At 72.6% G+C, this 13,646-nt stretch carries 11 protein-coding genes, 1 rRNA gene and 2 pseudogenes; 11 read left to right on the top strand and 3 right to left on the bottom strand.

Features of this window, described 5'->3' with window-relative positions; translation table 11 throughout:
• The 7 genes from rrf to HNR73_RS09260 all read left to right on the top strand — a co-directional run.
• A 5S ribosomal RNA gene (gene rrf / locus HNR73_RS09230) occupies positions 1–92 on the top strand; the annotation flags it as partial.
• A gap of 238 nt (positions 93–330) precedes the next feature.
• Entirely contained in the window at positions 331–2,850 is a 2,520-nt protein-coding gene (pepN, locus tag HNR73_RS09235) for an aminopeptidase N (protein WP_184786941.1), read from the top strand.
• Between the two features lie 43 nt (positions 2,851–2,893).
• On the top strand, positions 2,894–3,490 hold the full coding sequence (gene nadD / locus HNR73_RS09240; protein ID WP_184786942.1) for a nicotinate-nucleotide adenylyltransferase: 597 nt from the start codon (positions 2,894–2,896) through the stop codon (positions 3,488–3,490).
• A gap of 67 nt (positions 3,491–3,557) precedes the next feature.
• The gene (gene rsfS / locus HNR73_RS09245) at positions 3,558–3,959 is read left to right on the top strand and encodes a ribosome silencing factor (protein WP_184786943.1); all 402 of its coding nucleotides are present in this window, start codon (positions 3,558–3,560) and stop codon (positions 3,957–3,959) included.
• The gene (locus HNR73_RS09250; RefSeq protein WP_184786944.1) at positions 3,956–4,555 is read left to right on the top strand and encodes a histidine phosphatase family protein; all 600 of its coding nucleotides are present in this window, start codon (positions 3,956–3,958) and stop codon (positions 4,553–4,555) included. Before rsfS ends, HNR73_RS09250 begins: the two co-directional genes overlap by 4 nt.
• Positions 4,556–4,813: 258 nt before the next feature.
• On the top strand, positions 4,814–5,047 hold the full coding sequence (locus tag HNR73_RS39635) for a hypothetical protein (RefSeq protein WP_239122439.1): 234 nt from the start codon (positions 4,814–4,816) through the stop codon (positions 5,045–5,047).
• Positions 5,048–5,077: 30 nt separating this feature from the next.
• Positions 5,078–5,929, top strand: coding sequence for a DegV family protein (locus HNR73_RS09260; protein ID WP_184786945.1), 852 nt, complete (start codon positions 5,078–5,080; stop codon positions 5,927–5,929).
• A 25-nt stretch (positions 5,930–5,954) separates the two neighbouring features.
• Here the strand turns inward: HNR73_RS09260 and HNR73_RS09265 are convergent.
• Both HNR73_RS09265 and HNR73_RS09270 read right to left on the bottom strand, forming a co-directional pair.
• Positions 5,955–8,252: pseudogene (locus tag HNR73_RS09265) on the bottom strand (ComEC/Rec2 family competence protein); the annotation flags it as partial.
• 368 nt (positions 8,253–8,620) lie between these two features.
• Positions 8,621–9,400: a ComEA family DNA-binding protein gene (locus tag HNR73_RS09270; RefSeq protein ID WP_239122441.1), complete on the bottom strand. Its 780-nt coding sequence runs from the start codon at positions 9,398–9,400 to the stop codon at positions 8,621–8,623.
• 530 nt (positions 9,401–9,930) lie between these two features.
• On the opposite strand from HNR73_RS09270, the gene holA reads away from it, so the two are divergent.
• Entirely contained in the window at positions 9,931–10,911 is a 981-nt protein-coding gene (gene holA / locus HNR73_RS09275; protein ID WP_184786946.1) for a DNA polymerase III subunit delta, read from the top strand.
• Positions 10,908–11,129 (top strand): annotated as a pseudogene (locus HNR73_RS09280) (hypothetical protein); the annotation flags it as partial. The gene holA and the pseudogene HNR73_RS09280, both read left to right, overlap by 4 nt.
• Positions 11,130–11,148: 19 nt before the next feature.
• Here HNR73_RS09280 and HNR73_RS09285 read toward each other — a convergent pair.
• The gene (locus HNR73_RS09285) at positions 11,149–11,841 is read right to left on the bottom strand and encodes a TetR/AcrR family transcriptional regulator (RefSeq protein ID WP_184786948.1); all 693 of its coding nucleotides are present in this window, start codon (positions 11,839–11,841) and stop codon (positions 11,149–11,151) included.
• Between the two features lie 129 nt (positions 11,842–11,970).
• Here HNR73_RS09285 and HNR73_RS09290 point away from each other — a divergent pair, with 129 nt between their 5' ends.
• Both HNR73_RS09290 and HNR73_RS09295 read left to right on the top strand, forming a co-directional pair.
• Positions 11,971–12,918, top strand: coding sequence for an NAD-dependent epimerase/dehydratase family protein (locus tag HNR73_RS09290; protein ID WP_184786949.1), 948 nt, complete (start codon positions 11,971–11,973; stop codon positions 12,916–12,918).
• Positions 12,919–13,216: 298 nt separating this feature from the next.
• A partial coding sequence (locus HNR73_RS09295) for a hypothetical protein (RefSeq protein ID WP_221330829.1) occupies positions 13,217–13,646 on the top strand: 430 nt, incomplete at its 3' end.

Below are 13,646 nucleotides of genomic sequence, written 5' to 3' on the forward strand. Positions count from 1 at the left end.
CGCCCGGTCCCATTCCGAACCCGGAAGCTAAGCCCTTCAGCGCCGATGGTACTGCCCTGGGAACGGGGTGGGAGAGTAGGACACCGCCGAACTTACGTAGGGACCCCCTACGCCACCATGTGGCGTAGGGGGTCTTTTTGCGTGCCCGAAAACCGCGGCCTCGCGCGGCTGACCGAGGCGCCTGCGGCGTCGGCGAAGAGGACGACAAGGACGAGCCGGCGACCCGATCCCGGGCGCCCCCACCGTTCTCGAACAGCGATGCCCCCGCACCCCCTTTTGTGACCTCCGGAGGCTGGAAACCCCTCATCCACCTGGGGCAGTATGGGGGCCATGCCTAGCCTCAGACGCGACGAAGCCCAGACCCGGGCCGAGCTGATCTCCGTCGACTCGTACACCGTCGACCTCGACCTGACCAGGGGAGACGAGCTCTTCGGCTCGACCGCCACGATCCGTTTCCGGGCCGCCGACACCGGCGCCGCGACCTTCTTCGAGGTCGTCCCGGAAACGCTGCGGCGGGTGGTGCTCAACGGGACCGAACTCCCCGTCGCCGACCTGGCCGACAACCGCTTCCCGCTGTCCGGACTGGCCGCGGAGAACGAGCTCGTCGTCGAGGCCGACATGAGCTACTCCCACTCGGGTGAGGGCCTGCACCGCTTCACCGACCCCGAGGACAAGCTCGTCTACACGTACATGATGGGCTTCCACGACATGGCCAGCCGGGTCTTCGGCTGCTTCGAGCAGCCCGACCTGAAGGCCCCGCTCACCCTCGGCGTCACCGCGCCCGCCGACTGGACCGTCATCGCCAACGAGGACGGCGAGCAGGTCGAGCCCGGCCGCTGGGTGTTCACCCAGACGAAGGCCCTCGCGACCTACTTCACGACCCTGTGCGCGGGCCCGTACCACTCGGTCTACCGCGAACACGACGGCGTGCGCTTCGGTCTGCACTGCCGCCAGTCGATGGCCGAGGGCCTCGACACCGACGCCGACGAGATCTTCGAGGTCTCCTTCGGCTGCTTCGACCTCTTCCAGCGGCTGTACGGCGTCCGTTTCCCCTTCGGCGCCACCTACGACCAGGCCTTCGTCCCGGAGTTCAACGCCGGCGCGATGGAGAACCCCGGCTGCGTGACCTTCCGCGACGAGGCCTTCATCTACCGCTCGGCGGTCACCGAGACGCGTCGTGAGGGCCGGGCGACGACCATCGCGCACGAGATGGCGCACATGTGGTTCGGCGACCTGGTCACCCTCCGCTGGTGGGACGACCTGTGGCTCAACGAGTCCTTCGCGAACTACATGGGCTACCGAGGTGCCGCCGAGGCCACCCGCTTCGAGGGCGGCTGGGCCAACGTCGTGTTCAACAAGCTCGGTGGCCTGGCCGCCGACCAGCGCCCGTCGACGCACCCGGTGTCCTGCGAGCTGGAGGTCAGCGCCGACGCCCTCGCCAACTTCGACGGCATCGCCTACGCCAAGGGCGGCGCGATCCTCAAGCAGCTCGCGGCCTGGCTGGGCGACGACGTCTTCTTCGCCGGTCTGCGCGAGTACTTCGACCGCTACGGCTTCGGCAACGCCTCCCTCGCCGACTTCCTCGACTGCCAGTCGAAGGTGTCCGGCCACGACCTCGCCGAGTGGGGCCGTTCCTGGCTGCGCACGACCGGCCCGAACACCCTGCGGGCCGAGGTCGCCGTCGACGGGGATGGCCGCTACACCTCCGTCGCGATCCGCCAGACCGCACCGGAGGGGCACCCGACGCTTCGCTCGCACCACGTCAAGGTCGGCCTCTACGACCTCGACGGCGAGCGCATGGTCCGCCGCGAGCAGGTGACGGTCGCGGTGAGCGGTGAGCTGACCGAGATCCCGGAACTGGAGGGCGTGGTCAAGCCGGCGCTGTTGCTGGTCAACGACGACGACCTGACCTACGCGAAGGTCCGCCTGGACCCCGACAGTCTCGCGGCGGTGCGCACGGCGCTTCCGGCGCTGGAGGACCGGGTCGCGCGGGCGCTGCTGTGGAGCATCGTGTGGGACAGCTGCCGGGACGCCGAGCTGCCGCCGGGCGAGTTCCTGGCCCTGGTGCGGGAGTGCCTGCCGAGCGAGCCGTTGATGGTGGTCGTGGAGCAGCTGATGATGATGGCGCGCCGGATCGTCATCGAGCACTATGTGGCGCCGTCGGCGCGGGTGGCCGCGTTGCGGGACTTCGCGGAGCTGGGCCGGGCGATCGCCGATGGTGCCGAGCCGGGCGGCGGTCGGCAGTTGTCGGGTCTGCGCGCGGTGATCGGCGCGTCGACGGGCGATGACGTGCCGTTGCTGCGTGGCTGGCTGGACGGTGTGGACGTGCCCGAGGGCTTCGTCGTGGACACCGAGGTGCGCTGGCAGATCCTGACGCGGTTGTGCGTCCTCGGCGCGGCCGGTGAGGACGACATCGCCGCGGAGCTGACGCGTGACCCGAGCTCGGAGGGCGTGAAGCACGCGGCGACGTGCCGGGCGTCGCTGCCCGACGCGGAGGCGAAGGAGGCGGCCTGGCAGGCGGTCCTGCACGGCACGGACCTGTCGAACCACGTGCTGCGGGCCACCGCGGACGGTTTCTGGCGGCCGGAGCAGCGTGAGTTGCTGGAGCCGTACGTGGCGCGCTTCTTCGCGGAGTTCCCGGCGGCGATCGACGCGCGCATGCCGTGGGAGAAGATGCACCTGACGGCGGCGATGTTCCCGTCGCTCGCGGTGGAGGCCAGGACGGCCGAGCTGGCGGCGGAGATGCTGTCGGCGGATGGTCTCGCGCAGGAGTTCCGTCGTACCGCGGCCGACCGTCTGGACGACCTGTCGCGGGCCGTTCGGGTTCGTGAGGCAGCCGACACGCTCTGACGTTCGGCCCCGGCGCGGGCGCCCGGTCACTTAGCATCGCGGGATGGTGGGTGCCGGGCGCCGCGTCGGGGTCATGGGCGGGACATTCGATCCTGTCCACAACGGGCACCTGCTCGCGGCCGCGGAGGTGGCAGGCAAGCTCGCCCTCGACAAGGTGCTGTTCGTGCCGACGGGTCAGCCCTGGCAGAAGACCGACGGCGAGGTCTCCGACGCCGAGGATCGATACGCGATGACGCTGCTGGCGACGGCGGGGAATCCGGCGTTCGAGGTGAGCCGTGTCGACATCGACCGGCCGGGCGCGACCTACACCGTCGACACTCTGCGGGACCTGCGCGCGGTCAGTCCGCCGAAGACGGAGTTGTTCTTCATCACGGGCGCCGACGCCCTGGGGGGCATCCGCACGTGGAAGGGCGGGGAGGAGCTGTTCCACCTGGCGCGTTTCGTGGGGGTGTCGCGTCCGGGGTACGACCTGCTCGACATCGACGTCCCACCAGGGGCTGTGGAGCTCGTGGAGATTCCGCAGCTGGACATCTCCTCGACCGACTGCCGCCGCCGGGTGGCCGAGGGGCGGCCGCTGTGGGGGCTCGTGCCCGATGACGTGGTGCGCTATATCGCACGGCGCGGCCTCTACCGCGCCTAATGCATGAGGCGTATGTCAGCCGGTCGTGACAGACTGGAGGCCTGAGACGACCGACGTTAGGAGTCATGTGGCCGCCACCGAAACCGCACGTACCTTGGCCCTCGCCGCAGCGGAGGCCGCGGCGGACAAGAAGGCCCACGACATCGTGCTGATCGACGTCAGCGACCAGCTGGTCATCACCGACGTGTTCATGCTCGCCTCGGCGCCCAATGAGCGCCAGGTGCAGGCCATCGTCGACGCGGTCGAGGAGAAGCTCCGCGAGCGGTACGACACCAAGCCGCTGCGCCGTGAGGGCCAGCGCGCGGGTCGCTGGGTGCTGCTCGACTACGCCGACGTCGTGGTGCACGTCCAGCACAGCGAGGAGCGCGAGTTCTACGCCCTCGACCGGCTGTGGAAGGACTGCCCGACGGTCCCGTTCGAGAACGGCCCGGCCGACGCCGTGAGCGAGCCGGCCGAGGTCGAGGCGTGACCCGGCTGCTCATCGTCCGGCACGGTCAGACCTCGTGGAACGGTTCGAGGCGTTTCCAGGGCTGGACCGACATCGAACTCGACGAGGTGGGGCGTGAGCAGGCGCTGCGGGCGGCGGTCGTGCTGGCCGCGCAGAACCCGGACCTGATCGTCGCGAGCGACCTCTCGCGGGCGGTTTCCACCGCGCAGGCCGTCGCCGACCTCACCGGTCAGGCGGTCGTGACCGACGAGCGGCTCCGCGAGCGCGGTTACGGCCCGTGGGAGGGCCTGACGATGCCGGAGATCGGTGAACGCTGGCCCGCCGAGCACGACCTGTGGCGTGCGGGGCGGCCGGTCGCGCTGGCCGGTATCGAGACCTGGGACGAGCTGAAGGCGCGCACGGGCGCGGCGATGGCCGAGATCGTGGAGAAGGTCGGCGACGGCACGGCCGTCGTGGCGTGTCACGGCGGTTCGGCGCGGCAGGCCGTCGCGGCGGTGCTGGGCTGGGACGCGGAGATGACCAACACGATCCACGGCCTCGACAACTGCCATTGGGCGGATGTGCGGCTGTCACGCGGGTGGCGTCTGCACGCCTACAACGTGGGCGCTCAGGCCTGACCATGGAACGGCGCGCCCTCGTGGCGCGTCGGATCTTGCATGAGGACGAGGATGACGAAGTCACGCTCCCGGTTCACGGCCGTATCCGTGATCGCCGCCGGTGTGCTCATGATGGCCGCTGTGACGGCGTGTGGCGCGAGTGGGCCGGGTTCCGGTTCCGGTGCGCCCCAGCCGAGTGATTCGGCCAGCAGCGACGTGTTGACGCCGCCTCCGGGCCCGTCGAGCGAACCGAGCCTGCCGGGTAAGGACAAGCCGGGTGTGGATCCCACGAAGGGCAAGTCGGTGACGTTGACGGGGACGGTCGAGGCGGGCGTCGAGCACGGTTGCCTGGTGCTGAACGCGAACGGGCAGGTCTACTCGCTGTTCGGCGGGGACCGGGCCGTGCTGGTCGCCGGAGCCCAGGTCGAGGTGACCGGGCATGAGGCGCCGAACGTGATGTCCTTCTGCCAGCAGGGCACCCCATTCCAGGTGGAGACCGCCCGGGCACTGTGATCGGCGTTGCCGATCCGCTACCGTTCGTCTATGCCAGTCGCGGTGGTCACGGACTCAACGGCTTACCTGCCGGCCGAACCGGTCGAGCGGTACGCGATCTCGGTGCTCTCCCTGCCGGTGTCCCTCTCGGGCGCCGAAGGGCGGGAGGGCGTGGACGTGGCCCCCGCGGACGTGACCATCGCCATGGCGCAACGCCGGGTACGGGTGACGACGTCGCGTCTGACACCGACCGAACTGGCCGAGTGCTACCGGCGGCGTTTCGACGAGGGCGCGACGGGCGTGGTGTCGGTGCACATCTCCTCCAAGCTTTCGGGGACCTATGACGCCGCCGTGCTGGCCGCCGCCGAGTTCGGCGGGAAGGTGCGGGTCGTCGACTCGCTGAGCACCGGCATGGGCCTGGGTTTCCCGGTGCTCGCCGCGGCCCGCGCGGCTTCGCGGGGGCGTGGTGTGGACGTCGTGGAACGCGAGGCCGTGAGCGCGGTGACGCGGACGACGACGATGTTCTACGTCGACACCCTGGAGTTCCTGCGCAGGGGCGGGCGCATCGGCGCGGCGAGCGCGCTGGTGGGCACGGCGCTGGCGGTGAAGCCGATCCTGCACGTGGACGAGGGCGCGCTGGTGGTGCGCGAGAAGGTGCGGACCTCGTCGCGGGCGATGGCGCGGCTGGTGGACCTGGTGGAGGCGGCCGGGCACGAGGGCGCGGTGGACGTGGCCGTGCATCATCTGGCGGCGCAGGCCGCGGCGGCCGACCTGGAGGGGCGGCTGCGGGAGCGTTTCGGGCGCCGGTTGCGGCGGGTGTACACCTCCGAGGTCGGTGCGGTCGTGGGCGCGCATGTGGGGCCGGGTCTGGTGGGTGCCGTGGTGTACCGGCGGGTGGACTGAGGGGCGAGGCCCAGGTGCTCGTGTCGCGTGTGGCGATGGCGAGGCCTTTTTCGGTGGTGATGACGGCGAGGTCGCCGTCGTGGTCGGTGCGCAGGACGCGGGCGCCGGTGTCTTCGAGGACGCCGAGGACGCCCGGGTCGGGGTGGCCGTAGTCGTTTCCGGCGCCGACCGAGACGAGCGCGACGCCGGGGTGGACGGCTTTCAGGAAGGCCGGGCTCTGGTAGGCCGAGCCGTGGTGGGCGACTTTGAGGACGTCGGCGTGGAGTGGGGTTCCGGCGTCGAGGAGGGCGTCCTGAGCGGTCTCCTCCAGGTCTCCGGCGAGCAGGATCGAGATGCCGGGCCGGGTGGCGCGCAGGACGAGTGAGTTGTTGTTCGGGTCGGAGCGGGTGCCCGTGATGGGCGTGGTGGGGCCGATGACGGTCAGTTCCCAGCCGCCGGTGAGGTGGCGTTCGCCCGGTGCGGGGACGGTGATGGGGATCGCGGCCTTGGTCGCGGCGGTGTGGACGGCTTGTCTTCCCGATGCGGGTTCGGCGTAGGCGGGGGCGAGGACGCGGCCTGTGCGGCGTCCGGTGAGGACGCCGTCGAGGCCTCCGATGTGGTCGAGGTGGTAGTGGCTGAGGACGAGGAGGGGGATCTCGTCGATGCCGAGTCGGCGCAGGCAGCGGTCGGCGGCGGTGCGGTCGGGGCCGGTGTCGACGACGATGGCGGCGTCGTCGGCCGTGGGCAGGACGAGTGTGTCTCCTTGGCCGACGTCGCAGGCGATGATCGCGGCGCCGGGCGGGGGCCAGCCGCCGATGAGGAGCCGTGCGGGGAGGATCCCGGCGCAGGCGGCGACGGCGACGGCGCCGATGACGGCGACCCAGCGGCGGGTCCGTTTCCAGCGCAGCCCGGCGATGAGGGCCGCGAGGAGCGCGGCGAGGAGGAGACCGCCGAGGGGGCCGGTGAGCCAGGGGACGCCGGCGAGGGGCAGGGCGGCGCCGTGGTGGGCGAGTTTCACCAGCCACCACGCGGGCCATGAGGCCAGCCAGACGAGGGCGTGGGCGGCCTGCGGCCACCAGGGGGCGCAGGCGGTGGCGAGGACGCCGAGGACGGTCGCGGGGGCCACAGCGGGCACGGCGAGGGCGTTGACGGGGACGGCGACGAGGCTGATGGTGCCCGACAGGCCCGCCACGACGGGGGCCACGGTGAGTTGTGCGGCGGCGGGGACGACGAGGGCGTCGGCGAGCCATCGCGGGCAGCCGCGTTCGCGCAGGCGGGTGCTCCAGGGTCCGGCGAGGATGAGGAGCCCGCCGGTGGCGAGGACCGACAGGGCGAAGCCGGGTTCGCCGGCGAGGCCGGGGTCGATGAGGATCAGCACGGTGACGGCGGCGGCGAGCATCGGCAGGGCGCGGCGGGGCCGGGCCAGGGCGAGCGCGAGGAGGCCGATGGCGCCCATGACGGCGGCGCGCAGGACGCTGGGCGAGGGGCGGGCGAGGACGACGAAGCCGATGAGGGCGAGGCCCGCGAGGGGCGGTGCCCAGCGGCGGGACAGGCCGGCCCAGCGGGCGGTGAGGAGGACGGCGCCGATGACGAGGGCGACGTTGGCGCCCGACACGGCCGTCAGGTGGGTCATGCCGGTGGCGCGGAAGTCTTCGGCGACGCGGGGGTCGAGGCGGGAGACGTCGCCGACGACGAGGCCGGGGAGGAGGCCGCCGACCTCGGGTGGGAGACGGGCGCAGACGTCGCGGAGTCCGGCGCGGAGGTCTCCGGCGGCGCCCTGCCACCAGGACGGGGGTGTGACGTCGTGGGGTCCGTCGCGGGTGATCCAGACGGCGGCTTCGAGGCCGTCGCCGCGGGCGGCGGCGAGGTGGCCTTCGGTGTGGAGTTCCTGGCCGGGCAGGAGTGCCGCCCAGGCGGGGTCGGCGGCGAAGACGAGGGCGCGGACGTCGAGGTCGTAGGAGGTGTCGCCGGTGCGGAGGCCGGTGAGGCGGACGGGGACGAGGTGGGTTTCGGCGGCGTAGGCGGCGCCCGCGCTGAGGCGCCGTGGGTCGTCTCGGACGATGAGGGTCGCGGTCCCTTCGGCGCGTTCGGCGACGAGTCCGGTGATGACGGGGCTGTCGCGGACGGCGACCTTCCAGGCCATGACGGCCGAGCCGCAGGCCGCGCCGAGCAGCCCGGCGACGAGGAGGCCAAGCAGGGCCTTGCGGGTGCGCCGGGCGCGGACTTCGGTGCCGGCGGCTGCGATGGCGCAGGCGGCGGCGAGGGTGAAGCCGATGGTGGCGGGGAGGAACAGTGCGGCCAGGGCGGCGAGCCATACGCCCGCGGCGACGGAGGCGAGGCGCAGGTCGAGGCGGGGGACGGGGGGACGGTTGGGGGTTTGGGGTTCGGGCGACGTGCGGTTGTGGTTCGCGCGGTCGGTGGTGGGATGGGGTGTGGCCTTGACGGTGGCATGGGTTGCCCGGTTGGAGGCGGGGCCGGCGGAGGGTCGTGGTGTGGCCTCGCTTGGCGGCTCGGCCGGTACGACGGCGGGGGCTGTTCGGGCTGAGGCGGGGTGGTTGTCAGGCCTTGTCGTGGCCTCGGCTACGGCGTGGTCCGTTCGGGCTGAGGCGGGACGGGCGGCGGGCCGTGGCGTCTTGCGGCCACCCGGAACCCGTGCCGCCGCAGTTTCCTCGCGGCCGTTGTCTCCTCCGCCGTCGGTGTCGGAGCCTCGCCTCATACCGTCACCCGGTCTTTGAGGTCGGCGAAGCGGGCGGCGCCGATGCCGTCGACTTGGCGGAGTTCCTCGATGGAGGCGAAGGGGCCCTCGGCGTCGCGGTGGTCGACGATCCGCTGGGCGAGGACCGGGCCGACGCCGGGCAGGCCGTCGAGTTCGGCGACGGTGGCGGCGTTGAGGTTGACCGGGGCCGTGTGGCCCGCGCCCGGGCCGCCGGTCCCGGTTCCCGCCGTGGCCGGGCCGACGATGATGAGCTCGCCGTCGACGACTTTGCGGGCCAGGTTGAGCATGCCGAGGTCGGCCGGGTCGGCGACGCCACCGGCGGCGGCGAGCGCGTCGGCCACGCGTGAGCCGGGCGGCACCTCGACGAGGCCGGGGCGGCGGACCTTCCCCGCGACGGAAACGACGAGCATCGCGGCGGGACCCGCCTCGCTCACCGCGGCCTCGACGGGTACGGCGACGGGCTCCGGGCGGGGCCATGACCACCACGCGACGAGCCCGGCGAGGACGAGTACCGCCACGGCGGCGAGCGCGAGGACGCGGCGGGGGACGGCGGCGATGGTGAAAGGCGAGTCGGCGGGTTCGGGGGCCTCGGGCCGCTCGTCCGTCTCGCATTCGACGACGGTGACGGGTGCTTCGGCGGGCGGTGGGAGACCCGGTGGGTAGGCGGCGGGTTCGTGATCGGTGGCGGGGTTCGCGGTGCCGGGCGGATGCGCGAGGCGGGCGAGGCGAAGACGCATGCGCTCGACCTGTTCGCGGTGGGTTGTGTGGGTTCGCACCGATCAAGCGAAGCCGAGTTCGCGGCTTCGCGCATCCCGGCGGTGGACGGGCCTGTGGATAACTCGCGGGTTGTGGACAACCGGGCGGCGGCTCGGTCGGCGTGAGGCGGGGTGCGGGGCGCGGGGCGCGGGGTGCGGCTTGCCGCGCGGGCGCGGAGTGCGGAGGAGGCCGCGCAGTCGCGGAGCGGTGATCTCCCGGCTTGCCGCGCGGGCGCGGAGTGCGGGGCGCGGCTTGCCGCGTGGGGCGCCGCGCGGGCGCGGGGTGCGGCTTACCGCCTGGCGTGCCACGCGGGCGCGGAGTGCGGATCGCCGCGCGAAAAGCACGCGGTCCCGGACGTCGGCTGAAACGTGAACGGCCCCAGGGGCCTCCCGGCCTCCGCCCTAAATTCGACCGTAGCGCGGCGCCAGGCGTGGCCGGCGAAAGTGAGCCGGGCTCGCTGTGGACAACCAGGCCGCTGTGGACAACCAGACCCCTCAGGGCCCGTCCACGCACCCCCGCTCACCCTCCGCGCGCGTGGGAGGATGGCCGGGTGACGTCAATACCCCCGATTCGTTTGGTCCTCGGCGAAGAGGAACTGCTCGTGGCCAGGGCCATCGCCGAAATCTCGGGCGCCGTGCGCGCCGCCGACCCCGACACCGAGGTGCGGGAGTGGGACGCGGGATCGGCGACGGTCGGCGAGTTCGTGTCCGGTGTCAGCCCGGCGCTGTTCGGGGGCGGGACGGTGGTGGTCCTGCGCAACGCGCACAACGCCAAGAAGGACCTCACCGCCGCCGTCTTGAAGTACGCCGACGGTCCCGTCGACGGCGTCTACCTCGTCGTCGCGCACGCGGGGGGCGTCAAGGGCAAGGCCTTCGCCGACGGGTTGCGGAAGGCAGGTGCCGACGTCGTGGCGGCCGCGAAGCTGAAGCGTCCGGCCGACCGCACGGCCTTCGTGCGCGAGGAGTTCCGCCGGCTCGGGGCGCGCTGTGGTGCCGACGCCGCCGACGCGTTGCTCACCGCCATCGGCAATGACCTGCGCGAGCTGGCCGCCGCCTGCCATCAGCTCGTTGCCGACACCGGCGGCTCGATCACCGTCGACGTCATCAACCGTTATTACCGGGGCCGTGCCGAGGTCACCGGTTTCGCCGTGGCCGACGCCGCCGTGGTCGGCGACGTCCCCGGTGCGCTGGAGGCGCTGCGCTGGGCGATGTCGATCGGGATGGACGCCGTCCCGATCGCCGACGCGCTGGCCACCGGTGTCCGCAACGTCGCGCGTGTTGCCGGGGCGGGCCGGGGCAGCGCGTTCCAGCTCGCTTCGACGCTGGGCATGCCCGCGTGGCGCGTCGAGCGCGCGCAGGCGCAGACCCGCGGCTGGACGCCGGAGGGCCTGGCGCTGGCGATGGACGCCGCCGCGGAGGTCAACGCCGCCGTCAAGGGCGGTTCCGACGACCGCGGTTACGCCCTGGAGCGGGCGATCTTCGCGATCGCCGCCGCGCGCAAGGGCGACGTCCGTGCCGGAGGGGTGCGGTGACCGACGGGGACGACGACGCCCCCGAACGGCGCCCTTTCTACGCGCGGGTCCTGCGGCTTCGCCATATCCGTCCCAGTGCCGCCCTGTGCTTCGTGTTCTTCGAGGGCAGCATCGCGCTGGGGGTCCTGCTGGCCCTGACCGAGATCGTGAGCTGGTGGGTCGTGGCGATCCTGCCGCTGCTGGTCGCGCTGATGGTGAAGGTCAACGACGTCGTCGCCGGTGCCGGGCGCCGCTGACTCAGGTGAGTCCGAGTTCGGCGGCGGTGGCGCGCGCGGTGTAGTCGAAGTAGGCGGCGAAGTCGGTGATGACGCCGTTGAACTGCCCGAACAGTTCGAAGGTGATCACCCCGATCAGGCCGCTCCAGGCGAGGACGATGCGGCCGGGGTAGGCGAAGGTCGGGTCGTTGACGAGTCCGGTCATGTTCTCGTCGAAGAGGTCCGGTGTGACGGTGGGCCGGTCGGCGGGGAAGGTCGCGCCCTCGGCGATGGCGTCGTTGCAGATCCTGACGAGCGTGAACGGTGTGCGTGAGGCGGCCGCGATGGTGTCCTGTGGTGCGGCGTAGCCGGGGATCGGCGTGCCGTAGAGGAGTTCGTACTCGTGGCGGTGCGCGATCGCCCACGCGCGCACGGCCCGGGAGACGGCCAGCCAGCGCTCGGCGGGGGTCGCGCCCGCCTCGCGCGCTTCGGTGTCGGCGAGTTCGGCCTGTTCGCCGACGGCGTTGTAGGCGTCCATGATCAGCGCGGTGAAGAGCTCGTCGAGGCTGGCGAAGTACCGGTAGACCGCCGAGGAGACCATGCCCAGTTCGCGGGCGACGGCGCGCAGGGACAGCGCGCGTGAGCCGACGTCGGCGAGCTGGCGCCGGGCGGTGTCCTTGATGGCCTGGGTGAGTTCGGCCCGCGCTCGTTCGCGGGCGGTTCTGGGTGCTGACATGGAGTGAGCCTAACAAACTTTGGAAGCAGTGCACAAAAATGAGAGCACTGCTCTTGACGCTCGCCGATCGGCGTGCCATGCTTTCGTCAGAAGCGAGAGCACCGCTCTCGAATGTGATGGGAGAAGAACATGTCGACTCACGTGATCCTCGGCAAAGGCCCGGTCGGCTCCACCACCGCCCGCATGCTCGCCGAGCGCGGCGAGACCGTCCGCGTCCTCAGTCGCTCCGGCGGCCGCGACGCCGACGGCGTCACCCACCTCGCCGTCGACGCCGGTGACGCCGAAGCCCTGCGCCGGGCGACCGCAGGCGCCGACGTCGTCTACAACTGCGCCAACCCCGCCGGCTACCACCTCTGGGAGCGGGAATGGCCCCGGATGGCCGGCGCGCTGCTCGACGCCGCCGAGTCGGCCGGAGCCGTCCTGGTCACCATGAGCTGCCTGTACGGGTACGGCCCCGCCGCCCGCGTGATGACCGAGGACACGCCCCTGGCCGCCGAAGGCGCCAAAGGCCGCCTGCGCGCCGGGATGTGGAAGGAGGCGCTCGCCCGCCACGAGGCCGGCCGACTGCGCGTCACCGAGGCCCGCGCCTCCGACTTCTTCGGCCCCGGCCCGACCGCCAACGCCGTCATCGGCGAGCGCGTCGTCCCGCGTGTCCTGCGCGGCAAGAGCGTGTCGTTGTTCGGCGACGCCGACGCGCCCCACAGCTTCACCTTCATGCCAGACGTGGCGCGCACCCTCGTCCGCCTCGGCACCGACGAGCGCGCCTGGGGACGGGCGTGGCACGTGCCCAGTGCGCCGGCGCTGTCGCAGCGGGAGATCGTCGCGGCGATCGCGAGGGTCGCGGGCGTGCCGATGGTGAAGATCGGGACCATGCCGTGGTGGCTGCTGATCAACGTGCTCGGGACGGTGCAGCCGGCGATGCGCGGCTTCGCCGAGACGCGCCACCAGTGGGACCTGCCCTTCGAGATGGACTCCTCGCGCTACACCGAGGTCTTCGGGGAGACCGCGACCGACTTCGACGAGGCCCTCGCCGAGACGATCGCCTGGTGGCAGGGGAGGATCGCGGTGGCGGCGTGACGTGAACGCTTCGAAAGGCCCGGCCGACGGCCGGGCCTTCGGTGTGCGTGGGTGGGTGTGTCTTCGCGTGGGCGGTCTGCCGCCGCGACGCGGGGGCACGGCTTCGCGTCGCGGTGCGAGCTTGGGGTGAGGAACTCGACGGCGGGCGGCCGGGTCGAAGACCGCGACCGCGGGCCGTCGGCGCGGCGCCGGCGCTCATCGGGGCGTTGGTGGTGGAGCCCCATCGGCGGTGTGGCGGGCCCCCGGCCCGCTTGCCGCCGGGTGTGGCGGTCGCCTCCGCCGCCAGGGCGGGCGAACCGTGCCCGAACCACCCGACGGACAGCCGCTCGACGGTGACCCCGCCGAGGTGAAGCGGCGGTCGCCGGCCTGCTTGCCGCCGGGTGTGGCGGTCGCCTCCGCCGCCAGGGCGGGTGAGCGAACCGTGCCCGAACCGCCCGACGGACAGCCGCTCGACGGTGACCTCGCCGAGGTGAAGCGGCGGTCGCCGGCCTGCTTGCCGCTGGGTGTGGCGGTCGTCTCCGCCGCCAGGGCGGGTGAGCGAACCGTGCCCGAACCTCCCGACGGACAGCCGCTCGACGGTGACCTCGCCGAGGTGAAGCGGCGGCCCCCGGCCCGCTTGCCGCTGGGTGTGGCGGTCGTCTCCGCCGCCAGGGCGGGTGAGCGAACCGTGCCCGAACCTCCCGACGGACAGCCGCTCGACGGTGACCTCGCCGAGGTGAAGCGGCGGC

The sequence above is a fragment of the Phytomonospora endophytica genome (assembly GCF_014202425.1).
GTDB lineage: Bacteria > Actinomycetota > Actinomycetes > Mycobacteriales > Micromonosporaceae > Phytomonospora > Phytomonospora endophytica.

Bases quoted from the DNA above. Each gene is read 5' to 3' on its own strand.
- HNR73_RS09290 (WP_184786949.1), top strand. From the start codon at position 11,971: ATGTCGACTCACGTGATCCTCGGCAAAGGCCCGGTCGGCTCCACCACC.
- HNR73_RS09285 (WP_184786948.1), bottom strand. From the start codon at position 11,841: ATGTCAGCACCCAGAACCGCCCGCGAACGAGCGCGGGCCGAACTCACC.
- nadD (WP_184786942.1), top strand. From the start codon at position 2,894: ATGGTGGGTGCCGGGCGCCGCGTCGGGGTCATGGGCGGGACATTCGAT.
- HNR73_RS09260 (WP_184786945.1), top strand. From the start codon at position 5,078: ATGCCAGTCGCGGTGGTCACGGACTCAACGGCTTACCTGCCGGCCGAA.
- pepN (WP_184786941.1), top strand. From the start codon at position 331: ATGCCTAGCCTCAGACGCGACGAAGCCCAGACCCGGGCCGAGCTGATC.